The organism is Neisseria weixii, assembly GCF_002327085.1.
In the GTDB taxonomy this organism is placed as follows: Bacteria; Pseudomonadota; Gammaproteobacteria; order Burkholderiales; family Neisseriaceae; genus Neisseria; species Neisseria weixii.
In genome coordinates this window covers 945605-968821 of the sequence record NZ_CP023429.1, presented here as the reverse complement: position 1 = coordinate 968821, position 23217 = coordinate 945605, and the positions used below count along the sequence as shown (strand labels likewise).

Below are 23217 nucleotides of genomic sequence, written 5' to 3'. Positions count from 1 at the left end.
AATACAGCTTTAATTTACAAGCTTTTTATTTTCAGACGGCCTATTTTAATAAATGGCCGTCTGAAAACATGCCCGACAAAGTCTTATAGCCGTCTGATTATTTTCCCGAGACAGTTGTATTCGGAAAAATTATTCAGACGGCCTCAAACAAATTGACACCGGGTCAATTTTAACGAGAGCAGATTTCGCTGTCTTTAAAGAAGTAAGCGATTTCGATGGCAGCATTTTCCAAGCTGTCAGAACCGTGTACGGCATTGGCATCGATAGATTCGGCAAAGTCGGCGCGGATGGTACCGGCAGCGGCTTCTTTAGGATTGGTCGCCCCCATCAGCTCGCGGTTTTTTGCCACGGCATTTTCGCCTTCCAACACTTGAATCATCACCGGACCGCTGGTCATGAATGTGACCAAATCGGTAAAGAAAGGACGCTCTTTGTGTACGGCGTAGAAACCTTCGGCTTCTTCTTGGCTCAGCTGTTTCATTTTTGCGGCAACGATTTTCAAGCCGTTACTTTCAAAGCGGTCATAAATTTTACCGATAACGTTTTTACCCACGGCATCTGGTTTTACGATAGAGATGGTACGTTCAATAGCCATGTCATGTCCTTATATTCATTGCATTTTGCAATAGGGTTTTTCAAAATTCGGTGAAGCTTTATTTTACCAAACTTCGTTTGCTTTTGGTAAAAAGCAGCATTAACCGGCCAAAAATTACGTTTATTTTTTCTTACCCAGCGTCAAATGTGGCTGCTCCAAATACACTTCAGACTGCATTTCCACCATACGGCTGGCAGTACGGGTAAATTCTGCGGCAAAATCACCTTCAACATAAATATCATTCACATCAACTGCACTGGTGGCGCACAGCTTCACTCGGAAATCATACAATACGTCAATAAGCCAAGTCAGACGACGCGCTTCCGCTTTTTCCAGCGGTGTCAAACGCTCTAAGCCGGAAACAAACATGATTTCGTAATTCTCGGCCAAATACAGATAATCCGCTTGCGAACGAGGGCCAAAGCACAATGCGCGGAAATCAAACCAGATTGCTTTGTCAGATTTGGCTTTGTGTGGAATTTCACGGTCATGAATAATACTGATACCCGGATTCAATCCCGATGTATGCGCCATTTCTTTAAACAATTCAGCCAGTTTGTTTTCGTTTTCTTCATTACTCGGCACAAAGAAAATTTCAGCGGGCTTCAAAGTACGCAAGCGGTAATCTTCGCCACCATCAACGTTCAATACCGTCAAATTCGATTCAATCAAGGCAATGGTCGGCAAAAAGCTGCTGCGGTTTTGTCCTTGCGGATACAGCTCAGACGGTGCGTAGTTGGAAGTTGCCACCAACACCACGCCTTCGTTTAACAAATTTTCCAGCAAGCGGCCGAGAATCATGGCATCGGCAATGTCGCTGACGTGAAATTCGTCAAAACACAAAACGCGCGTTTCTTGAGAAATATCGGAAGCCACGGCTTTCAACGGATTGGCTTCGCTTTTTAAACCTTTCAGGCGCTGATGGATTTCTGCCATAAAAGCATGAAAGTGAACACGACGTTTGCGTTTATAAGGCAGACAGCCGAAAAACGCATCCATCAGAAAACTTTTACCACGCCCTACGCCACCATAAAAATACAAGCCTTTCGGCACTTGCGGCGAACGCAGGCTACGGCCCAAAAAACGGTTGCGTTTGCGTTTGAACATCATCAGCTCAGTCCACAAACGGTCTAAATGCTCAATGGCAACGGCTTGCGCCTCATCACGGATAAAATTAGGCTGCTGGGCAGCGGCCTGATACCAAGTCAACGGACTGTGGTTTTCAAAACTTGGCGGGACAAACAGATTTTCTCTATCACTCATTACCGAACCTTATTATTTATTAATTCTGACTGAATGGCAGCCATTATAAATGATTTCAGACGGCCTCCAAGCATTTATCGTATGAAACTTCTTTATTGCTTGAATTTATAAGAAAAAACGCCGCATTTCTGCGGCGTTTGTTTACTCAGGTTTTTAGTTGGCGTTCTCTTGCAGAGCCAAGTCCACACGTTCGCGCAACTCTTTACCCGGCTTGAAATGCGGAACATGCTTTTCAGGCACTTCCACACGCTCGCCGGTTTTCGGGTTGCGACCCACTCGGGCTGGACGGTGGTTCAAGTCAAAGCTGCCGAAACCACGGATTTCAATGCGTTGGCCGCGAGCCAGCGAACGGGACATGGTATCCACCAAAACTTTCACGCTATACTCAACGTCTTTAGCCATCAATTGATTTCCGTTTTTTTCGGCAAAAACCTCTGCCAAACGAACCATTAATTCAGACTTAGTCATTGTCTGCAACCTTATTCTTCACCAGACAATTTGGCTTTCAGCAAGTCACCCAAGCTGGTGGTACCGGCGTTGGCAGTTGCTGCAGAATTTACCGAGTTCAAAGCGTCGCGGTTTTCTTTAGCGTCTTTGGCTTTTACAGACAAGCGGATGCTGCGGTTTTTGCGGTCAACAGTTGCGATAACGGCTTCAACTTCGTCGCCTTCTTTCACGACATTGCGCAAGTCTTCAACGCGCTCGCTAGACCACTCAGCTGCTGGCAAGTAAGCTTCTACTTCATCAGACAATGCAACTACAGCACCTTTAGCGTCAACAGATCTCACAGTACCTTTAACCAAAGCACCTTTGTCGTTTACGCTGACGAAGTTACCGAATGGGTCGCCTTCCAATTGTTTGATGCCCAAAGAGATGCGCTCTTTGTCCACATCGATGGCCAATACAACGGCTTCAACTTCTTCGCCTTTTTTGTATTTGCGAACGGCTTCTTCGCCAGACTCAGTCCAAGAGAGGTCAGACAAGTGAACCAAACCGTCGATACCGCCTGGCAAGCCTACGAATACACCGAAGTCGGTAATCGATTTAACCGCACCGGATAATTTGTCACCTTTGTTGTGGTTGGCGGCAAATTCTTCCCATGGGTTGGCTTGACATTGTTTCATGCCCAAAGAAATACGACGACGGTCTTCGTCGATTTCCAAGATCATCACTTCTACTTCGTCGCCCAATTGAACCACTTTGCTTGGGTGTACGTTTTTGTTGGTCCAGTCCATTTCAGAAACGTGTACCAAACCTTCGATACCTTGTTCGATTTCAACGAATGCACCGTAGTCGGTCAAGTTAGACACTTTACCGAACAGGCGGGTACCTTGTGGGTAACGACGGGTCAGACCGCTCCATGGATCTTCGCCCAATTGTTTCATACCCAGAGAAACGCGTTGTTTGTCTTGGTCGAATTTCAATACTTTGGCTTCAACTTCTTGGCCGACTTCCAACACCTCGCCTGGGTGTTTCACACGGCGCCATGCCAAGTCGGTGATGTGCAGCAAACCGTCAATGCCGCCCAAGTCAACGAATGCACCGTAATCGGTGATGTTTTTAACGATACCTTTAACAACCGAACCTTCTTGCAGGTTTTCCAGCAAGGCTTTGCGCTCTTCACCCAAAGTGGCTTCCAAAACGGCACGACGCGATACCACCACGTTGTTGCGTTTTTTATCCAATTTGATAACTTTGAATTCGATCTCTTTGCCTTCAAAGTGTGAAGTGTCTTTAACCGGACGAATGTCAACCAAAGAACCCGGCAAGAATGCGCGGATGCTGTTGATCATCACAGTCAAACCACCTTTTACTTTACCGTTGATCACGCCAGACAAGATGTCGCCGTTTTCCATTGCTTCTTCCAAAGCAATCCAGTCGGCAGCGCGTTTGGCTTTTTCGCGAGACAGTTTGGTTTCGCCGAAGCCGTTTTCAACAGATTCGATGGTGACGGTAACAAAGTCACCAACTTTAACTTCAATTTCGCCTTGAGCGTTTTTGAATTCAGCTACGTCGATCAGAGATTCTGATTTCAGACCTGCGTTAACGGTCACAAAGTTTTGGTCGATTGCCACTACTTCAGCGGTAATCACCTCACCTGGGTTCATCTCTTGCAGGGTGAAGCTTTCTTCCAATAACTGAGCAAAATTTTCCATAGACATAAATAACTCTTTTCGGTACACCGCCAAGGGGTGCGGGGTAAGTTAGACATCGCTCGCCGCCCTTGGCACGGCAAGCGTCAAAATCAATCGATTAAAATAAAAATGCTGCGGTAAAAATACATTTTGCAGCTTTCTTATTTTAACCGACTATAATTTTCAGACGGCCTTTCATGATAAAAAGGCCGTCTGAAATCAAGCAAAAGAATTATACAGCAATTTTCAAACTTTGCCATACCAATCAAGCACTTTTTTTACGCTTTCTTCAATACCCAGCTCGGTGGTATCCAAAAGCTGCGCATCCGGCAATTGCTGCAACGGCGCAACGGCTCGGCGGCGGTCGGCTTCGTCACGCGCTTCGATATCCGACAAAATGCGGTCAAATTCCATACCTTCGCACGGCAAGCCGATTTGCTTGGCACGGCGCTCTGCACGCACTTGCGCGCTGGCGGTCAAAAACACCTTCAACGCCGCTTGGGGAAAAATCACCAAGCCGATATCGCGCCCATCAGCCACCAAGCCTTTACCGGTTAAAAAATCACGTTGGCGCTGCAATAAAGCGGTGCGTACTTGCGGCAATTTCGCCACAGCAGAAGCGCCCATACCGATGGCTTCAGTGCGGATTTGTTCGGAAACATCTTCGCCATTCAGCAAGACTTTTTGACCGTCAAACTCAGCCGGTAAACTTTCCGCCAATTTGGCTACACCGGCCTCATTTGTCCACTCGACATTTTCTTTTTGGGCATAGAGGGCAGTCAACCGGTAAAGCGCACCCGAATCCAGATAATCAAAGCCCAAGGCAGCGGCAACGCGTGAAGCAACCGTTCCTTTTCCTGAAGCACTCGGCCCGTCAATAGCAATAACTTTTTGTTTTTCCGACATATCCGTTCTCTTAATCGTGTTGGGTTTGAAGGCAGCGCAAAGGCCGTCTGAACAATCATTGCGACCAGTAGAGGCATTATAAACAATCTCGACCGCAAATTCATGGTTTCAGACGGCCTTCGCATGCAAAGACGATACAAAATTTACCGGAATCATCGTATAATCGCGCCCGATTGCTTCAAAATCATAACGGAATTTAACATGCAACAACTTAAACTAGCTATCTCCGGCGCGCAGATTTTATTTGTCGCGTTCGGGGCGATGGTGCTCGTTCCCCTTCTAACCGGTCTGAATCCTGCCTTGGCTTTGCTTGGCGCAGGTATCGGCACGCTTTTATTTCAATTGCTCACCAAACGCAAAGTACCGATTTTCTTAGGTTCTTCGTTTGCTTTTATCGCGCCGATTATTTATTCCATCAGCGAATGGGGCTTGCCGTCGACCATGTTCGGCCTGTTTGCCGCCGGCTTTATGTATTTTATCTTTGCCGCACTGATTCGCTGGCGCGGCTTGGAAGCGGTGCATAAATTATTGCCGCCTGTGGTGATTGGTCCGGTGATTATGGTAATCGGTTTGTCGGTAGCCGCAGCGGCCAGCCAAATGGCTATGGGCCAATCCGGCGGCCGGCAAGTAATCGAGTACAGCAATTCATTGATTCTGGCCGGATTCACTTTTGCCGTAACTGTAGTCGTGTCGGTATTCGGCAGCAAAATGATGAAGCTGATTCCGATTTTAATCGGCGTGGCTTCAGGTTACATCTTGGCACTCGCCATGGGTTTGGTCGATACATCGCCGATTGCCAGCGCGCCTTGGTTTGCCATTCCCCACTTTGAAACGCCCGAAGTCAACTGGCAAGCGGCTTTATTTATGTTGCCTGTCGCCATTGCTCCCGCCATCGAACACATCGGCGGCATCATGGCCATCGGCAACGTGACCGGAAAAGACTACGCCAAAGATCCGGGCTTGGACAAAACCCTTGCCGGCGACGGCTTGGGCGTGTGTGTGGCCGGTTTAATCGGCGGCCCGCCTGTCACCACTTACGGCGAAGTCACCGGTGCGGTGATGATTACTAAAAACAGCAACCCGAAAATCATGACTTGGGCAGCCATCTTCGCAATTTGCATGGCCTTTTTCGGCAAATTTAACGCGTTTTTAGCCTCGATTCCTTTGCCGGTGATGGGTGGCATCATGATTTTGCTGTTCGGCACCATCGCTTCATTAGGCTTGAAAACGCTGATTGATGCCAAAGTGGATTTAATGCAACCGAAAAACTTAGTCATCGTCAGCTCGGTACTCACCACCGGCGTGGGCGGCATGATCATTAAGTTTGGCACACTCAGCTTCGCCGGTGTCGGTTTGTGCTCAATTCTGGCGATTTTGCTGAACTGGATTTTGCCGACTGCGAAAGATCCTGCTGCGCCGGTCGAATAAATCTTGTTGATATAAAAGGCCGTCTGAAAAAATCATTTTCAGACGGCCTTTTCTTAAATATCAATAATATCAATTCAGGCCTTAACGCTCACCAAACAGATTAATCACCCCATCTGCCAACGCTTTTTGCCATACCGCATAATCATGGCCTCCACCGTATTCGCGGTAAGTCACCATATGGTTGTGGCGTTGCAAAATGTCACCCAGTTGGCGTGATGAAAAGGCGATGCCTTCTGCCGCAGCCTCTCCCTTGCGGGCGGTTTCATACTTTCCAGCCATGATGTACCACTTTAACGGTAGCTCGGATGATGAAGCAACCGTTTCCTGAATACCTTCACCCGTCTTATTTTTCCACCAAAAAGAACCCGACATCGGCAGCACATTGGCAAATTGTTGCGGGTGGCGCAAAGCAATGTAAGCAGCGGCCAAACCACCATAGCTACTACCTGCAATCACAGCCGATTCGCGGTGGTGGACATGGCCGGTTTACTGCTCGACAAAGGGAATCAGTCCTTGCGACACCATATCGGCAAACTGTGGGTTGGCAGGCAATTCTTTGCTGCGCTCATGGTTGTCAATCATCACGGCAATTATGGGCGGCAGGTTTATTTGTGCACGCAAGCGGTCGAACACGGCAGGAAGCTGCGTTTTCTCCAGATAATCTTGCCCGTCAAAAAGATACAGCCATACAGGTTTTGCATTGTCATCTTGGTTGGTTTGATAAATCCATAGCCGGCGCGTATTGTTAAGTATTTTACTGGTAAAAGCATATTGTTTCAGACGGCCTTTTGGTTTATCGAGGCCATCTGAAAAAGCCTCCTGATTCAAATCCACCAAAGAGTCTCTACCAAACGGTGCGGATTAAACGGGTCTGGCTGCAACCCCGCCAACAATGCGCGCCGTTTGCGGTATTGTGCTTCTTTTTCGTTGCTATCCAAATTTTCAGGCGAAGGCACATCGGGAGCAAGCTGGTAGCTTAAGCGTAAATCATTGGGCACGGTGAAACTTTTGTACCAAACGTCGCTGTCAGGCAGCTTTTCCATCCACTCATGGCCGTTGCCCGGGGCACCCAATACGCGCACATTTTTTTGTGCGCCACGATAAAGAAACGTCAGCAAACGGCCGGAACTGCCTGTCCCTTCCACCAGTGGTGTGCCTTTGCCTGCCATTTCTTGCCAAAATTTTTCCAAGGCTTGTTTGTCGTGTTTCAAATCCTGCTGCAAGGCTTGCAAACGCGGGCTTTGCGGTGCGGTGTTTTCACGAATAACGCCATCGATGGTGGCCTTGCTTTGTTTTAATGTTAATGCATAGCAGATTCGTGGATTTTCCTCCGCCTTCAAACTCAGATCCGCCCACTTTTCAGACGGCAACCACAATAAAAATTGTTGCTCGTTGGTTTGGTTATGAAACAACATGCACTCCAGGCCGTCTGAAACCGCATTCAGCGTCATGCCTTTACGCGCAAAATCAACGCCGCTGAAACGAATATTCCCCTCAATATAGCGGCCTTTTGATAAATCCAACGGAATATCGGCAATCCCTCGCCCATTCAAACAGGCTTGGTTATCTGTCTTGGCAACGGAAAAAGCGGGCAGCATAAATAAAGCAAAAAAAGTGCGTTTCACTGTATTTCCTTAAAGATTCAGACGGCATTTGACGAGAACGGCCGCCTGAAGCCACATCACAAGATTTTTTACCAGCGACAACCTGCCGAAAGCGTCACCACACGCCCTTTGCCGTAAAAACAGGCATTGCCGTTGGCACAGGAGGCAACGTATGCTTTGTTGGTCAGGTTTTGCACGTTAAGCTGAACCTGCGTGCCTTTGAGTGCGCTCCAATGCCCGCCCGGTTTGTAAGCCAGCTTCATGTCCCACAAAGTATAGGCCGGTACGCGGAAAGTATTGGCGCTGTCACCCCATGTTTTGCCGATGTGGCGCAAGCCCAAACCCGCACTGACACCGCTCAATACACCGGAAAAGCGGTAATCCGTCTACAATGAGAAACTGTGCCCCATGAGGTTGTACCAACTGCTGAAGCATCGCTGTCTTCGCGTACTTTTTTGTCCAGATAAGTATAATTACCGCTGATGCCCCAAGCTGGTGTGATATCACCCTGAATCTCGGTTTCCGCACCACACGTGCGAACTTTCCCGCGCTGCGTCTTCTCGTAGGTCGACGGCGTGTAAACGGTCAGGTTTTTCTGCTCGATATCAAACGGCGTTCGGCGTAATCCAATCCGAATAGCTCATCGTGTTTGACCGAGCCGGTATTGCCCTGCCAACACAAGCGGTTGTCAACCAACAAATCGCGTGAGCTATCTTCAAAACGGCGGGCTTTGCGGATAAGTCGCTGTCCTCTCCTGCATACCACACCACCAACGTTTTCCAGTCATCTGAATACTGACTGTAACGCAGGTTTTGCTCAACGCTGAAACCGTTGCCGAAATCATGGCTGAAACGGTGGCCGATATGGGCTTTTCGGTTATTGAAATTGTGGAAGTTTTTATCCCCTGCGAAGAAATCGTAAGGAATGTAACAGCTTTCCACCACGTCCACCGTGCCTTGACGCACCAAAAAGTTGCGGTCGCCAGCTTCGGGTTGACGCTCATAAAATGCTTTCAACGTCCATTCTGTTTGCTCATTCGGCTTCCAGCGTAAAGACGATATCAGGGTCAATTAACGCTGCCGCGCCACATCGCCCGCCTGCCAATTCACCTGCTTGGCGTCGCCGACGATGCGGCAAGCCCATTCGTCATCTAGGGCGCGGTCAAGGTCGATACCGACTTCAGCCAGTTTGCCCGTGCCGGTTTTGAATATTACTTCGTTTTCATTGCTGCCGCTGGCTTCTTTAAACGGAATATTAACCAAGCCGCCCGGATTGGCTTGGCCGTACAATACCGATGACAGCCCTTTCAGCACTTCGATGCGGTCAACGAATAAGGGCTGATCTCCAGCGAAGCCGGATAGCGCAAACCGTCTAAAAATGTCGGTTGGCCGCCACCGCGGCTTTTGAAACCAATGCCCCGCACCGACATTTCGATAATGCCGTTTTCACCACGGTAGCCACCTGAGGCACCTGCGGTATAAGCCAGCGTTTCCGCCATATCTTTCGGATCTCGCTCGTCCAAATGGCTACGGGTGACCACACTCACACTTTGCGGCACGTTGTTTGAGGGGGTCGCGGTTTTCGTGGCGGACCAGGATTGCTGGGGTGAGGCCGTATACTGGTAACGCCGCGTTTCATTACCCCGCCACTTCAACAGTTTCTAATTCCACAGTATCTTGGGCATAAGCAGCCTGAATTGCCAATACGGTGGGCAGCAGCGAAAAACCGATAATTAAACGGTAATTCATTATAGCCCTAATCTAACTGATAATAATTATTAAAAGCTTATCATGTCAGTTTTTGCTATACTGATACCCGAATTTTCCGCAATTTTATCCCCACCGAAAATGAATCATTACAACCGTTTCCCCATCAGCAACCATATGCAGACAGGCACATCAGTATTTGTCGTTTTACCGATGGTTTAGAGTTGAAATATGCCGAACTGCAGACACTATCCCAGATAGAATCAGAAGTCCGCTTCGACCCCGACCTGCGCCTGATTTTCACGCTTGAAGGCACTACCCACCTGCAATTAGGTAAGCGTGAGGTTTTCCTTCATGCTTCGGATTCCCAAGCTGCGGTATTGCTACCGGTCAACCAGCCGACAGACGGCCGCAAAATTTTCTACAGCGGGCGACAAAATGAATTGGTTTTGTTTTGCAGCAGTCAGCTGCTGGCACAAATGTGCTGTCCGCCCGAAGTTTTGCGCCTGTTTCGCAGCAGTCATCTCGAGCCCCATTATTTTCACCCGACTACCTCTATACAGATGCATTTAAACAATCTGTTATCCGTATCTGAAAAGCCGGAAATCTGGCAAAACTTCTACCGCCACGGTCAAATGCTGCTGATGGGCAAAGTTTTGCAAACGCTGTTTCCCGTCATTCCAAGCGATGAAACTGTAGCCCGCAAACGTCTGCAAAAACTCATCACCCTTCTGCACGATCCGCAGCATTTTAATTAAAATATCGAAACGTTTGCCCGCCTGTGCAATACCAATCCGACCACCCTGCAACGGGATTTTCAGACAACTTTCCACACCAGCATTGCGCGTTATCATTGCGAATACTGCCTCATCAAGCGCGCAGCGCACTCAAACAGGCGCAAACCGTTTATCAGGCCGCGCAACTGGCAGGCTATGATAATCCCGAATGCTTCAGCAAAGCGTTTAAGAAACAGTTCGGCAGCAATCCGAGTGAATACAGGATGAAAGCAGTCTGAAAAATACAACTCAACAAAACCAACAACAAAGGCCGTCTGAACAATATTTTTCAGACGGCCTTCCCACCTTGGTTCCCTACTTACAAACCGGCACCGCAGCCGGATAAATCGACACTTGCGTTTGCGTCAGCCTGAATAAATCTTCCAACTGCCGTTGCGCTTGTGCAGTAGCATTTTTCAAAATATCAGCTTTACACGCGCTGGTGAGTACCTGCCGGCGCGCCTGCTCTTGCACGGTTTTAAACACCGTTTTATCCATCGGCAGGATATTCAGCGAACCGGTTTGTATATCGTAAACTTCAATGTCTTCCAGATCCACACTGAGGATTTCCACTTCCGGCAGGCTGATAATAACTTTTTCATCAATGATGTTCACATCGTCGGCGGTGATTTTATCTAAATCGACTCCAGCCAGCACTTTGCCACGCACGATAAACAAACCGCTTTGCGCGTCCTGCCATAATTTGCGCCAGTCGCCTTTTTTTTCTGTGCGGATGATGGTATCGATATATAAAATGCCGTGCTTTCCAAGCGGTTGAGCTGCTTGATTTGCGTCAACACACCTTCACGCGATAATACTTCAGCCTGCTCTTGGGCAACGCGTTCATGATAAAACCAACCACTTAACGCCGCAGCTGCAACCAACAACAGCACCAGCAGCCAGCGAAAAAATACCTTCATCGCTTCAACCTTAAAAAACTCTTAATGAATCAAACCCAAATATGGTTGCTCTGGGTGAAATTTCAATAATAAAGGCCGTCTGAAAACCTAATTTTACGTTTCAGACGGCCTCGTTTTATAATTTAAAAATTACCATAAGGTAATAAAATTACCTATATTACCAAATTTGCTTTTCGGTACAGTTGGGACTACAATCGACTACGTTTTCACACACAGGCCACACCATGACCATTACCGAATTGCGCCGCCACAATCTGCGGCTATGGATTAACCGGCACTGCGGCGGCCAGCAAGCCCGATTGGTTGCGGCAACCGGCATTAATCAGGGCGAACTCTCCGCTTTATTGAAAAACAAATCCTTCGGCGAGAAAAAAGCCCGAAAAATAGAGCGCGATGCCGCCATGCCCGAAATGTGGCTCGACACCGTACACACACCCACCCATCCGATTCTAAAGAGAGCAAAACCATGAATATTGCCACCATTCCAGAAATTTTAGCCGATATCAAAGCCGGAAAGATGGTCATCATCACCGATGCCGAAGACCGTGAAAACGAAGGCGACCTACTGATGGCCGCACAATTTGTTACGCCCGAAGCCATCAACTTTATGATTAAACACGCCCGCGGCTTGGTTTGTCTGCCGATGGCCGAAGAAATGGTCGAAAAACTGGGCTTGCCGATGATGACGCAGAAAAACGGCGCACAATACGGCACCAACTTTACCGTATCCATTGAAGCAGCCAACGGCATCGCCACCGGCATCTCTGCCGCCGACCGCGCCTTAACCATTCAAACTGCCGTATCATCTACCGCCAAACCCGAAGACATCGTACAGCCCGGCCATATTTTCCCCTTGCGTGCGCAAAAAGGCGGCGTATTGGCGCGCACCGGCCATACCGAAGCCGGCGTCGATTTGGCGCAGATGTGCGGCCTGATTCCGGCGGCGGTAATCTGTGAAATCATCAACGACGACGGCACCATGGCGCGCATGCCGGAATTGATGAAATTCGCCGAAGAACACGGCCTGAAAATCGGCACCATTACCGACTTAATCGAATACCGCAGCCGCACCGAAAGCCTGTTGGAAGAAATGGGCGACTCACCGGTGAATACCCCTTGGGGTACATTCCAACAACATGTTTACGTCGATAAATTAACCGGCGAAACCCATTTGGCTTTGGTAAAAGGCACCCCTACCGCACAAAATGAAACCTTAGTGCGCGTGCATGAACCATTCAGCGCGATGGATTTCATTTTACCGAATCCGCGCCACTCCTGGTCGCTGCCACAAGCCCTAACCCGTATTCAAAAAGCCGAAAGCGGCGTAGTGATTTTGATGCACCGCACGGAAGACGGTGCATCGCTGCTCGACCGCACCCTGCCGAAGGGCGCGAACCAAGCCTTTAAATGGGACAGCAAAAGTTACGGCATCGGCGCGCAAATCTTGGCCAACCTTAATGTCAACAAACTGCGCGTATTGGGCAAGCCGTCCGCCTTCACCGGCTTAACGGGCTTTGGCTTGGAAGTGGTCGGTTTTGAAGAAGCTGAAAGCCGGTAATTGAATGGTCTTTATTGGGGCCGTATGAAACCCACTATTTCAGACGGCCTCAATTTTTTCTTGCGCCCTACGGCAAATCTTTTATACTGATGAAGCAATCCATCGATTTTCAATAACAGAGGAGACAATCATGCCGAATATCCAACATCAAGCCGAATCGCAAAAATTTTTCTTATTGGCCGATGATGAAATTATCGGAGAATTGGATTACCGTACGCTTAACAATACGCTCGACATCACCCATACCCGCATCGAACCACAACACCGCGGCAAAGGTTTGGCACGCCATTTGGTGAATGCCGCCATTCGGGAAGCCGAGAAAAACAGCTTGAATTTGACTGCAAGCTGTGATTATGCCGAACAGATTTTGGCGCGCGAAGGCCGCTTGTCGCATTGATTTCATTTATTTTATTTTAAAGGCCGCCTGAAAAAATCATCTTTCAGACGGCCTTTGATCATTTATCACTTCTGCCAATAGGTTTTCACGTTCACAAATTCATACAAACCGAATTCCGACAACTCGCGCCCATAGCCTGACGCTTTTACCCCACCAAACGGCAAGCGCAGATCGCTGCTAGTGTGGCGGTTGATGAACACCGAACCGGCCTGAATATGTTCGGCATATTGCCATGCCTGCTCGGTATTACCCGAATAAATCGCCGCCCCCAAGCCAAAAGGCGAATCATTGGCCAATTCAACTGCATGCGCTTCGTTGTTTGCCCGTAAAATCATCGCCACCGGCCCAAACACCTCTTCATGATACACGCGGCAGGCCGGATTCACCCGATCTAAGACCGTAGCCGGATAAAACCAGCCTTTTCCTGCGGGCATCTCGCCGCCCATCAAGCAATCTGCACCATGTTCGATTGCATCGCGCACCTGCCCATGCACGGTATCGCGCAAATCTTCGCGGTGCAAAGGTGCAAGCGTGGTATCGGCATCTTTGGGTGACAACTTTTCAGCTTGGCGCATTCTGCCAAAAATAATGGGATAAATTGATCGGCAACGGCTTCGACAACAATAATGCGCTTGGCCGCATTACACGATTGGCCTGCATCGCGAAAACGGGAATAACAGGCATCTTTTGCTGCTTGCGGCAAATCGGCATCAGGCATCACAATAAAAGCATTGCTGCCGCCCAGTTCCAATACGGTTTTCTTCAAATGCATACCGGCATGTGCAGCAAGGCGGCGGCCGGTGTGGGTCGAGCCGGTAAACGCCATGGCATCGGTGGCTTCAATGGCCTTCAGCGTATCTTCATGACTCAGCCACGCAGGTATCACCGGTAAATCTCCGCCGATAATATCAAACAAAGCGGCGGTCACACGGGCCACGCTGGGAGCAGGTTTCACCACGCAGGCATTGCCCGCGCATAAAGCCGGTATCGCAAAACGCAAAACCTGCCACACCGGATAATTCCACGGCATGACCGCCAACACCACACCCAAAGGCTCAAAGCGAACTTGGCTCAAACTCGCCTGTGTGGCAATGGTTTTGTGCGCCAGCAATTCCGGCGCCAGCCGTACATAATAGCGAATCAGCTCAACCGATTTTTTCAATTCTGCCTGACATTCATGCAAGCAGCGTCCGACTTCTTCGCACACCATTTCCGCCAAACACTCTTGCCTGTCGGCCAAACGCTCGGCAAACTTTTGCAGCAAAGCGGTACGTGTGGTTGCATTGAGTGCGGCAAACTGCTGTTGGTGTTGGCGAAGCTGGAAAAGCGCAGTTGAAAATTCATCCCACTTTTGTACATCGCGGCGATAAAGCATTTCGCCACTGGCAACGTCTATGCTGTGAAACAAGGTATGCTCCTTTGAGTGCATGTGTTTTTTATATGTAAACCGATATTATAACGAAGGCCATCTGAAATTGTTACTGTATAAAATGGCAGCAATATCGTTAAGAACACCGGATAAATAAAAGATAAAAGGCCGTCTGAATATTCAGACGGCCTTTTGAAGCCATTTGCTTATATGCTTTAAGCCGCCAATTGTGGAAATATTGCCTTCAACCCGGCCACAATAATTTCTACTGATACCGCCGCCAGCAGCATGCCCATAATCCGATTGAGAATACTTAAGCCGGTATCACCCAGCCACTTGCTCACTTTGGCCGATGCCATCAACACAATATAGCAAAACAGGCTAATCAAAAATCCGGCGGCAATGATACTGATCACGTCCCAATAATTTTGTGCGGCAGAGGCGTAAATAATCACGGTAGAAATACCGCCCGGACCAACCATCATCGGAATGGCAATCGGCACCACGGCAAATGACATTACATTATCTTTGGGCTTGGCTGTAATTGTAATCTCGCTGTCTTCGCTGGTACCCAAATCAGGCTTGGTCGGATTATCGTCGCCCTTCATCATTGAAATAGCAATCAGCAACACCAAAATACCACCGCCGACTTGGAACGAACCTACACTGATCCCCAGCAATTTCAAAATAAAACCGCCGCTGATCGCAAAAACCGAAATCACGATAAACACCGATAAAGTCGCTACTTTAGCGATTTTCCGTCGCTCGCGTGTGCTGTGGTTGCGGGTTAAATCCAGATAAATCGACAGCGCACCAAACGGATTAATCAATACCATAAAGGCAACGATTAGTTTGGTGATTTCAACACCCAGTTCCATAGATTATCCCTTTTGCGTGCCTGCTTTTGGCCGTGGCAGTTTTTGTTCGTTGGCAATGCTCATCAACAGCGCCAAAATGATCATAATGGAAATCGTCGCCGTGCCGCCGTAGCTCACTAAAGGTAACGGTACGCCCACTACCGGTAAAATACCGCTTACCATCCCCATATTGACAAAAGCATAGCAGAAAAAGGTCATGGTCAGCGCGCCGGCCAATGTACGGCTGTATAAAGTTTGTGCACGGCCGGCAATATATAAACCGCGTCCCAAAATCACCAAATACACCAGCAATAACAAGATATTGCCGATTAATCCAAATTCTTCGCCAAAAACGGCAAAAATAAAGTCGGTCGTGGCTTCCGGAATATAATCGAGATGCGTTTGTGTACCGTTGAGCCAGCCTTTACCCCACACACCGCCCGAGCCGATGGCAATCATCGATTGAATGATGTGGTAACCGGCACCCAGCGGATCTTTGGTCGGATCAAACAAAGTCAACACGCGCATTTTTTGATAATCATGCATGCCGTAATTCCACACCAGCGGCAAAACAGCCACAAATCCCACAATGGCGGCAAAAATCACTTTCCATGATAATCCGGCAAAATACACCACAAAAATGCCCGAAGCCATAATCAGCGTGGCCGTACCCAAATCGGGCTGTTTTAAAATCAAAGTTACCGGCACTGAGATTAAGCCCAATGCAGTCAGGTAATGCCACCAGTGCAATCGGCCTTCAAAGTGTTGGAAAAACCACGCCACCATCATCGGCAGACCTATTTTCATGATTTCAGACGGCTGAATCCGTATGCCGAGATCAAGCCAGCGGGTCGAACCGTTGACCGTCACACCGGCTACTTCGACACCGATTAGCAAGATGACACCCAACGCATAAATCGGCAACGCCCATTTGGCAATGGTTTTCGGCGGAATTTGTGCTACTACCCACAACAAAATAAAACCAATGACCGTGTGCAGCGTTTTATTTTCCAACTGGCCGAATTCTTGCCCGTCTGCGGAATAAAGTAAAAACAGGCTCATGATGTAAACGGCCGACATGGCAAAAAACAGCCAAGGATCAAGCGGCGCCCACACGGTTTGCTTGATTTTTTTCGCCCACCCGACGCTTTGATGTTCAGTCATGGTGCGCTTCCTTTGTCGGTTGTGGGTTTACAGATTGCGCATAGGCCGTCTGAAAAATCGAAGGGGAACCGGCTTGGCTTTTTGAACGCCAACCGTTGCTTGTTTCACCCATGTTTCAGATTCAGGCGGAAACTGATTTTGCTTCATGTTCAGCATATAAAAATCGGTCAAGCTGCGTGCCAATGGTGCCGCGTTGGCGCCCCAACCACCGTTTTCCAGCAACACGGCAATGGCAATTTCCGGCTTATCCACCGGCGCGAACGAAATAAACCAGGCATGGTCACGGTGTTGTTCGCGCAAAGCAGCCGCATTATAGGATTTGCCCTGCTGGATTTGCACCACCTGCGCGGTACCGGTTTTACCGCCCATGGTGTATGACAAGCCCGCCCCGATACGATGCCCTGTACCGCCCGGTTTCAACACTTTTACCATCGCATTTTTGATGTATTCAAAATTATCGTGCTTAAATGGAATGGTTCGCTCGGCATTCGGATTGATTTTGGTGATTTCACGATTGTTGTAGTTCAAAACTTCTTTTACCAAATGCGGTCGGTAAACCACACCATCATTGGCCAGCGAAGCTGTTGCATGCGCCATCTGCAAAGGCGTATAGGCGTTATAACCTTGCCCCACACTCACCGATACCATTTCTCCCGGCAACCATTCGCGCGCCGATGGCGATTTAGCCTTGGCAAAACGTTTGGCTTTCCATTCGCGGCTCGGCAAAATGCCGCGGTATTCATTTGGTAAATCGATACCGGTTTGCGCACCTAAGCCAAACTCAGCCAGATAAGGATGCGTTTTATCAATGCCCAGTTCATAGCCTACGCGGTAAAAGAATGTATCCGATGAAACCTGAATCGCGCGGCTCAAATTCGCCGAACCATGACCGCTGCGCACAGCATCACGGAACAAATGCCTGCTCCCCGGAATACTCCAAGCCCCCGGTGCCGGCAATACCGTCGATTGCATCAACTTACCGCTTTCTAAAAAAGCCATGCCGATAAAAGGCTTAAAGGTAGAACCGGGCGGATACAAACCTTGCGTCACTCGGTTGATTAATGGGCGTTGCCAATCTTCATTTAGCAACTTCCATGTTTCCGTATCAATACCGTCAATAAATAAATTCGGGTCAAACGAAGGTTTCGACACAAACGCTAAAACATCACCATTTTGCGGATTAATCGCCACAATCGCACCACGCTTCCCGCCCAAAATGCGATCGGCTTCTAGCTGCATGCGGATATCCATACCCAAACGCAAAGTTTGCCCCATTTTAGCCGGAACATCTTTCAACACTTTGACGATATTGCCATAAGCATCTTTTTCTACTTCTTGATAGCCCGGCACACCATGAAGTTGGTGCTCATAATAATTTTCCAAGCCCGATTTACCGATATGGGTGCTGCCGCGATACAGCGCGGCCAACTCTTCCTCTTTGAGCTTTTCTTGATCCCGGTCACTGATGCGGCCGATATAGCCTAAGAAGTGTGAAGTTAATGCGCCATAAGGATAGGAACGGAAGGTGCGTGAATTGACTTCAACCCCTTTAAACTCATGCAAATGTACGGCTAGTTTGGCAGCTTCTTCATCGGTCAGCTTCAATTTGAGCGGGATATTTTCGTATTTTCGATAGCTTTCACGGTATTTTTTGAAACGTTGCAAATCTGTTTTGCTGATGTTGACATACTGTCTTAGGGCTTCGATTACATCATCCATCTTGCCTTCGATTTCGCTTGGAATCACTTCCAATGAAAAGACAGGATAATTCTTGGCCAACGGCACGCCGTTGACATCGACAATTTCACCGCGGATGGGCGGCTTAGGAATGATGGTAATGCGGTTGGTTGATGCACGGCCGGTAAAATCATCATGGCGGACTACCTGAAGGTAAACAAAGCGGGCCAGTAATATTGCAAAAAGAATCAAAATCAGCACAAAAGCCACCAACAGCCGCAAGATAGAATCTGATTGCGACGCATTGGCGGCTGTTGGTTTCGGTATAGATTTCACCGGTTCGGCGGACAAATTTCGTTTTAACATGACTTTATCGATGGGAACGGCTGAAATTGATCAGAATCAGCATCAATTGGCTGAACAAAGGCCAAAGCAGCGCACCGATAAACGGCGCAATGAAACTTTGCCAAGTAATGATTTGATGGTTTAAAAACAAACGCACAGCGACCAGCACGGCCTGATTACACAACAAAGCCGCCAACACCACCAAAATCTGCATCACATGGCCGTAAAGCATGATTTGGCGATGGTGGCTCAGCACTAAAAACACCATCAAGGTATAAGACAAAGCATGTAAGCCTAAAGAAGTAGCAGTGCCGATATCGACTAACAGCCCGACCACAAAAGCAACACCCATACCCACAGCTTGCGGCCGCTGCATGGTCCAGTACAGTAAGGTCAAAGCCGTCAATTCGGGCAGCCAGAAAAACACGTCAAAAGGAAACGGCATGAAATCCAGCAGCATGGTCACAATAAAGGTAACCACCACCATACTTAACGGCACGGCGTGGAAAGAATCGTCAAATTCGTTCATGAGATTAAGGTTCCGTCGGCGCATAAATATGTTGCGGTAAAACCAGTACAAAACGGCTGCCTTGCAACGCAGCAAAAGGGGTAAGCGTCGTATCGTAATAAGGCGCTCCCGAAGCGCGTACTACTTGGTTGACCGTAGCCACCGGAATACCGGCCGGATACACACTATCCAAACCTGAAGTTAATAAAATATCGTTAGGCTTTAAATCGGAGCCCGTCGGAAAATAACGCAAGTCCAATTTACTGCCGTTACCGTAAAGCAGGCTGCGCTGACCGGTACGCTCCACCACCACCGGTACAATAGTCTTACTGCCGGACAACAAACTGATTTCCGAGCTTTTCATTTGCACCTGTGTGACCTGACCGATTAAGCCTTCGGTATCGATGACCGCGTCACCGTTTTTCACACCGTCACTACTGCCTTTGTTGATAATCAGTTTTCCAGAAAGCGGATCTTTGCCATTGGAAATGACTTCCGCACCAATCACATCACTGATGCCACGTTGTTGCAGGCCATAAAGCTTTTTCAATTCGCTCAATTCACTCAAATTGACTTTATCACGCTGCAAACGGATTTTCAGACGACCATTTTCTTCCTGCAAAATACGGTTTTGCTCCAGAAGCTCGGCCTGAGATTGCGACAGATTGCCGACATATTGATAGAGACGTACAGGTTGATTGGCCAACCACTGTATCGGATACAAAATGGTCGCACCCACCTGACGGATGGATTGAACGGCAGCAAAATGGCTGTCGAGCATCATCAAAGCAATACCCAACACCACATAAACCGCCAGCTTAAATAATGGCTTACGACTGTTGTTGTCACCGTCGAACCGTAAAGAAGATTGTTTCATACCTATCCTTTACGGTTAAGGATTTTCAGCAAAAATGGCATCCCATTTGCCGATATAGTCCAAAGCCTTACCTGCACCGTAAGCAACACAATTCAAAGGTTCATCGGCAATACCTACCGGCAAACCGGTGGCATCGGCCAATAAAATATCGATGCCTTTGAGCAATGCGCCGCCCCCGGTCAGCATAATACCGCGATCGGCAATATCCCCCGCCAATTCAGGTGGTGCTTGCTCTAACGCCAAGCGGACGGCTCGGACAATTTGATTCAACGGCTCGCTCAATGCTTCGCGAACTTCATCTGTAGTAACAGCAATCGATTTCGGCGTACCTTGCGATAAATCACGGCCTTTCACGCGCACGGCACTCATGTCGTCATGGCCAAAGGCTGAGCCGATTTTCTTTTTCAACTCTTCCGCAGTCGCTTCACCAATCAGCACACCACGTTTACGGCGCACATAATGAACGATGCTTTCATCAAATGCATCACCACCGGCACGCACCGAATCCGAGTAAGCCATGCCACCAAGCGACAAAATACCGATTTCGGTCGTACCGCCGCCGATATCCACAATCATCGAACCAGCGGTTTCTTCAATCGGCAAACCTGCACCCAAAGCCGCTGCCATCGGTTCTTCAATCAAATGCACGCTGGATGCGCCTGCTGCAAATGCAGAATCACGAATCGCTTTGCGTTCTACCTGAGTCGAACCGCCCGGGACACAAATCACCACGCGTGGCGGCACCACCATGCGATTGCCGGTTGCTTTTTTAATCAACAAACCCAGCATCCGTTCAGTAATATTAAAATCGGCAATGACACCGTCTTTCATCGGGCGGATAATCTCAATATTACGCGGCGCACGACCCTGCATTTTTTTGGCTTCGGTGCCGACCGCCAAAATTTTGACTTTACCGTTGGCCTGACCGGTTTGTACCGCTACAATCGACGGCTCGTCCAATACGATACCACGGTCACGCACATAAATCAGTGTATTGGCCGTACCTAAGTCGATGGCAATATCATTTGACAGAAAACGGGATAAAAAACGAAACATGAAAATACCTGAAATCTCGGGCAACCGCCCTAGCGTGTTATTTTAAATAATCTTCTCAGAATACAGACACAGCAATTCAGACGGCCTGCTGTTATTACATAAATAAAACCAAGCCGTCCCAAAATCACCATGCCACCCTGATGGGTTTTCGGTTATAATTCTTCATTTTCATTTGAAGATGGGCGCAATGATACCCTATAAAGGTTAGATTTGCTATCAGACAAGGACATTTTATGGCTTTAACCTTAAACGATGTGGAAAAAATTGCCAAGCTTTCCCGTTTGCGTTTAACCAACGAAGAACAAACGCAAACCTTAAAGGAATTAAACGACATTTTCGCCATGGTTGAAAAATGCAAAACGTGGATACCGATGGTGTTGATCCAATGGCACACCCGCATGAAGTCGCGCTGCGCCTACGTGAGGATCGCGTTACCGAAAGCGACCACGCTGCCGAATACCAAGCTGTTGCGCCTGAAGTGCGCAATCGTTTATACATTGTACCGCAAGTCATCGAAGAATAAATTTATTTTCAGACGGCCTGTATAAATTTCAAACGAAAGGCCGTCTGAAACACAAAATTCGGAAACCACCATGCCTCAATATACCTTAAAACAAGCCAGTAAATTACTGCAAACCAAGCAAATTTCTGCCTTCGAACTCGCGCAGGAATACCTTGCCGCCATCGATGTCAAAACCCGGCCATCAACGGCTACATCACTTTGGATAAAGACTTAACCTTGGCTGAAGCCAAAGCCGCCGATGCCCGCATTGCCACGGGTAACGCCACCTCGCTGACCGGGGTGCCGATTGCATATAAGGATATTTTTGTGCAACAAGGCTGGCGTTCTGCCTGCTCGTCGAAAATGCTCGACAGCTTTGTTTCCCCTTACACCGCCACCGTGGTGCAAAACCTGCTCGATGAAGGTATGGTTACCTTAGGCCGCACCAACATGGACGAATTCGCCATGGGTTCGACCAATGAAACCTCATTCTACGGTGCCACGCACAACCCTTGGAATACCGCACACACACCAGGCGGCTCATCAGGCGGATCGGCAGCTGTTGTGGCCGCACGTTTGGCTCCTGCCGCGCTGGGTTCCGATACCGGTGGTTCCATCCGCCAACCCTCATCGCATTGCGGCATCACCGGCATCAAGCCGACTTACGGCGTGGTTTCCCGTTTCGGCATGGTGGCTTATGCGTCGAGCTTCGACCAAGCCGGCCCGATGGCGCAAACCGCCGAAGACTGTGCCTTTCTGCTCAATGCCATGGCCGGCTTTGACGAACGCGATTCCACCAGTTTGGGACGTGAAAAAGAAGATTACACCCGCGATTTGAACCAACCGCTAAAAGGCCTGAAAGTCGGCTTACCGAAAGAATATTTCGGCGAAGGCAACAGCGCCGATGTTCAGACGGCCTTGCAAACACCATTGATTTATTAAAAGCACAAGGCGCGGAAATGATGGAAGTGAGCTTGCCGCAAACCGAACTTTCCATTCCGGCTTATTATGTGTTGACTTCCGCTGAAGCCAGCACCAACTTGTCACGCTACGACGGCGTACGCTACGGCCACCGTGCTGCCCAATTCGGCGATTTGGAAGAAATGTACAGCAACACCCGCGCCGAAGGTTTCGGCAGCGAAGTGAAGCGCCGCATCATGATCGGCACTTACGTTTTGAGCCACGGTTACTACGATGCCTATTACCTGAAAGCACAAAAACTGCGGCGCTTGGTAGCGAATGATTTTCAGACGGCCTTTGCCCAATGCGACATCATTCTCGCTCCAACCGCCCCGACCGCCGCACCGAAGATCGGTGCCAATGCCACACCTGTGGAAACCTATCTAAGCGACATTTACACCATCGCTGCCAACCTCGCCGGCCTCCCCGCCCTGACCCTGCCTGCAGGCTTCAGTTCAGACGCCCTGCCGATTGGCGTGCAATTGATTGGTAATTACTTTACCGAAACCAAAATTTTGGGGGTAGCTAATCAAATGCAGCAGAATAGTGATTGGCATACCAAATCGCCGGTGTGATTGTGATACAGACTGCCTGAAAACCTGAAAAGGCCGTCT

20 protein-coding genes and 6 pseudogenes are annotated in these 23217 nt (G+C 48.7%); 7 read left to right on the top strand and 19 right to left on the bottom strand.

Going from position 1 to position 23217, the window contains the following annotated elements; genetic code table 11:
* Positions 1-169: 169 nt before the first annotated feature.
* The 5 genes from ndk to cmk all read right to left on the bottom strand — a co-directional run bounded on the left by ndk (position 170) and on the right by cmk (position 4899).
* Positions 170-595: a nucleoside-diphosphate kinase gene (gene ndk, locus CGZ65_RS04890; protein ID WP_096295033.1), complete on the bottom strand. Its 426-nt coding sequence runs from the start codon at positions 593-595 to the stop codon at positions 170-172.
* Positions 596-715: 120 nt separating this feature from the next.
* Entirely contained in the window at positions 716-1858 is a 1143-nt protein-coding gene (gene zapE, locus CGZ65_RS04885; protein WP_096295032.1) for a cell division protein ZapE, read from the bottom strand.
* Between the two features lie 153 nt (positions 1859-2011).
* The gene (locus tag CGZ65_RS04880) at positions 2012-2326 is read right to left on the bottom strand and encodes an integration host factor subunit beta (protein ID WP_096295031.1); all 315 of its coding nucleotides are present in this window, start codon (positions 2324-2326) and stop codon (positions 2012-2014) included.
* An 11-nt stretch (positions 2327-2337) separates the two neighbouring features.
* Entirely contained in the window at positions 2338-4020 is a 1683-nt protein-coding gene (gene rpsA, locus CGZ65_RS04875; protein WP_096295030.1) for a 30S ribosomal protein S1, read from the bottom strand.
* A gap of 219 nt (positions 4021-4239) precedes the next feature.
* Entirely contained in the window at positions 4240-4899 is a 660-nt protein-coding gene (gene cmk / locus CGZ65_RS04870) for a (d)CMP kinase (protein WP_096295029.1), read from the bottom strand.
* A gap of 201 nt (positions 4900-5100) precedes the next feature.
* Here cmk and CGZ65_RS04865 point away from each other — a divergent pair, with 201 nt between their 5' ends.
* Positions 5101-6327, top strand: a complete 1227-nt coding sequence (locus CGZ65_RS04865; protein WP_096295028.1) for a uracil-xanthine permease family protein — start codon at positions 5101-5103, stop codon at positions 6325-6327.
* 81 nt (positions 6328-6408) lie between these two features.
* Here CGZ65_RS04865 and CGZ65_RS13890 read toward each other — a convergent pair.
* The 6 genes and pseudogenes from CGZ65_RS13890 to CGZ65_RS04830 all read right to left on the bottom strand — a co-directional run bounded on the left by CGZ65_RS13890 (position 6409) and on the right by CGZ65_RS04830 (position 9489).
* Positions 6409-7161: pseudogene (locus CGZ65_RS13890) on the bottom strand (alpha/beta hydrolase).
* On the bottom strand, positions 7152-7952 hold the full coding sequence (locus tag CGZ65_RS04850) for an enterochelin esterase domain-containing protein (RefSeq protein ID WP_096295025.1): 801 nt from the start codon (positions 7950-7952) through the stop codon (positions 7152-7154). The pseudogene CGZ65_RS13890 and the gene CGZ65_RS04850 overlap by 10 nt, the downstream one beginning before the upstream one ends.
* A 68-nt stretch (positions 7953-8020) precedes the next feature.
* On the bottom strand, positions 8021-8293 hold the full coding sequence (locus CGZ65_RS14595; RefSeq protein WP_096295024.1) for a TonB-dependent receptor domain-containing protein: 273 nt from the start codon (positions 8291-8293) through the stop codon (positions 8021-8023).
* A gap of 243 nt (positions 8294-8536) precedes the next feature.
* Entirely contained in the window at positions 8537-8947 is a 411-nt protein-coding gene (locus CGZ65_RS04840; protein ID WP_123804244.1) for a hypothetical protein, read from the bottom strand.
* 54 nt (positions 8948-9001) lie between these two features.
* The gene (locus CGZ65_RS04835) at positions 9002-9244 is read right to left on the bottom strand and encodes a hypothetical protein (protein ID WP_096295022.1); all 243 of its coding nucleotides are present in this window, start codon (positions 9242-9244) and stop codon (positions 9002-9004) included.
* Positions 9238-9489, bottom strand: coding sequence for a TonB-dependent receptor plug domain-containing protein (locus tag CGZ65_RS04830; RefSeq protein ID WP_269768630.1), 252 nt, complete (start codon positions 9487-9489; stop codon positions 9238-9240). Before CGZ65_RS04830 ends, CGZ65_RS04835 begins: the two co-directional genes overlap by 7 nt.
* 372 nt (positions 9490-9861) lie before the next feature.
* Here CGZ65_RS04830 and CGZ65_RS04825 point away from each other — a divergent pair, with 372 nt between their 5' ends.
* Both CGZ65_RS04825 and CGZ65_RS04820 read left to right on the top strand, forming a co-directional pair.
* Entirely contained in the window at positions 9862-10395 is a 534-nt protein-coding gene (locus CGZ65_RS04825; protein WP_096295020.1) for a hypothetical protein, read from the top strand.
* A 23-nt stretch (positions 10396-10418) separates the two neighbouring features.
* Entirely contained in the window at positions 10419-10652 is a 234-nt protein-coding gene (locus CGZ65_RS04820; protein WP_096295019.1) for a helix-turn-helix domain-containing protein, read from the top strand.
* A gap of 76 nt (positions 10653-10728) precedes the next feature.
* On the opposite strand, the pseudogene CGZ65_RS04815 reads toward CGZ65_RS04820, so the two are convergent.
* Positions 10729-11333 (bottom strand): annotated as a pseudogene (locus CGZ65_RS04815) (DUF4230 domain-containing protein).
* A gap of 224 nt (positions 11334-11557) precedes the next feature.
* On the opposite strand from CGZ65_RS04815, the pseudogene ribBA reads away from it, so the two are divergent.
* Positions 11558-12891: pseudogene (gene ribBA, locus CGZ65_RS04805) on the top strand (bifunctional 3,4-dihydroxy-2-butanone-4-phosphate synthase/GTP cyclohydrolase II).
* A gap of 52 nt (positions 12892-12943) precedes the next feature.
* Entirely contained in the window at positions 12944-13288 is a 345-nt protein-coding gene (locus CGZ65_RS04800) for a GNAT family N-acetyltransferase (RefSeq protein WP_096295016.1), read from the top strand.
* A 65-nt stretch (positions 13289-13353) separates the two neighbouring features.
* Here CGZ65_RS04800 and CGZ65_RS04795 read toward each other — a convergent pair.
* The 7 genes and pseudogenes from CGZ65_RS04795 to CGZ65_RS04765 form a co-directional block, all read right to left on the bottom strand.
* Positions 13354-14663, bottom strand: a pseudogene (locus tag CGZ65_RS04795) (aldehyde dehydrogenase family protein).
* A 209-nt stretch (positions 14664-14872) separates the two neighbouring features.
* Positions 14873-15535: a MarC family protein gene (locus CGZ65_RS04790; RefSeq protein WP_096295015.1), complete on the bottom strand. Its 663-nt coding sequence runs from the start codon at positions 15533-15535 to the stop codon at positions 14873-14875.
* A 3-nt stretch (positions 15536-15538) separates the two neighbouring features.
* A complete protein-coding gene (gene rodA, locus CGZ65_RS04785; RefSeq protein WP_096295014.1) occupies positions 15539-16678 on the bottom strand; it encodes a rod shape-determining protein RodA in 1140 nt (379 codons plus the stop codon).
* Between the two features lie 27 nt (positions 16679-16705).
* The gene (gene mrdA, locus CGZ65_RS04780) at positions 16706-18721 is read right to left on the bottom strand and encodes a penicillin-binding protein 2 (RefSeq protein ID WP_232507537.1); all 2016 of its coding nucleotides are present in this window, start codon (positions 18719-18721) and stop codon (positions 16706-16708) included.
* Between the two features lie 4 nt (positions 18722-18725).
* Positions 18726-19229 carry a rod shape-determining protein MreD gene (mreD, locus tag CGZ65_RS04775; RefSeq protein WP_096295013.1) on the bottom strand — a complete coding sequence of 168 codons (504 nt, stop codon included), beginning with the start codon at positions 19227-19229 and terminating at the stop codon, positions 18726-18728.
* 4 nt (positions 19230-19233) lie between these two features.
* A complete protein-coding gene (gene mreC, locus CGZ65_RS04770; RefSeq protein WP_096295012.1) occupies positions 19234-20085 on the bottom strand; it encodes a rod shape-determining protein MreC in 852 nt (283 codons plus the stop codon).
* A 15-nt stretch (positions 20086-20100) separates the two neighbouring features.
* Positions 20101-21141 carry a rod shape-determining protein gene (locus tag CGZ65_RS04765; protein WP_096295011.1) on the bottom strand — a complete coding sequence of 347 codons (1041 nt, stop codon included), beginning with the start codon at positions 21139-21141 and terminating at the stop codon, positions 20101-20103.
* A 233-nt stretch (positions 21142-21374) separates the two neighbouring features.
* Here CGZ65_RS04765 and gatC point away from each other — a divergent pair.
* Positions 21375-21664, top strand: a pseudogene (gene gatC / locus CGZ65_RS04760) (Asp-tRNA(Asn)/Glu-tRNA(Gln) amidotransferase subunit GatC).
* A 70-nt stretch (positions 21665-21734) separates the two neighbouring features.
* Positions 21735-23178, top strand: a pseudogene (gene gatA / locus CGZ65_RS04755) (Asp-tRNA(Asn)/Glu-tRNA(Gln) amidotransferase subunit GatA).
* Positions 23179-23217: the final 39 nt, after the last annotated feature.

What these genes read in the sequence shown, in the direction of transcription:
- ndk (WP_096295033.1), bottom strand. Translation starts at nt 595, where the DNA reads ATGGCTATTGAACGTACCATCTCTATCGTAAAACCAGATGCCGTGGGT.
- zapE (WP_096295032.1), bottom strand. Translation starts at nt 1,858, where the DNA reads ATGAGTGATAGAGAAAATCTGTTTGTCCCGCCAAGTTTTGAAAACCAC.
- CGZ65_RS04880 (WP_096295031.1), bottom strand. Translation starts at nt 2,326, where the DNA reads ATGACTAAGTCTGAATTAATGGTTCGTTTGGCAGAGGTTTTTGCCGAA.
- rpsA (WP_096295030.1), bottom strand. Translation starts at nt 4,020, where the DNA reads ATGTCTATGGAAAATTTTGCTCAGTTATTGGAAGAAAGCTTCACCCTG.
- cmk (WP_096295029.1), bottom strand. Translation starts at nt 4,899, where the DNA reads ATGTCGGAAAAACAAAAAGTTATTGCTATTGACGGGCCGAGTGCTTCA.
- CGZ65_RS04865 (WP_096295028.1), top strand. Translation starts at nt 5,101, where the DNA reads ATGCAACAACTTAAACTAGCTATCTCCGGCGCGCAGATTTTATTTGTC.
- CGZ65_RS04790 (WP_096295015.1), bottom strand. Translation starts at nt 15,535, where the DNA reads ATGGAACTGGGTGTTGAAATCACCAAACTAATCGTTGCCTTTATGGTA.
- rodA (WP_096295014.1), bottom strand. Translation starts at nt 16,678, where the DNA reads ATGACTGAACATCAAAGCGTCGGGTGGGCGAAAAAAATCAAGCAAACC.
- mrdA (WP_232507537.1), bottom strand. Translation starts at nt 18,721, where the DNA reads ATGTTAAAACGAAATTTGTCCGCCGAACCGGTGAAATCTATACCGAAA.
- mreD (WP_096295013.1), bottom strand. Translation starts at nt 19,229, where the DNA reads ATGAACGAATTTGACGATTCTTTCCACGCCGTGCCGTTAAGTATGGTG.
- mreC (WP_096295012.1), bottom strand. Translation starts at nt 20,085, where the DNA reads ATGAAACAATCTTCTTTACGGTTCGACGGTGACAACAACAGTCGTAAG.
- CGZ65_RS04765 (WP_096295011.1), bottom strand. Translation starts at nt 21,141, where the DNA reads ATGTTTCGTTTTTTATCCCGTTTTCTGTCAAATGATATTGCCATCGAC.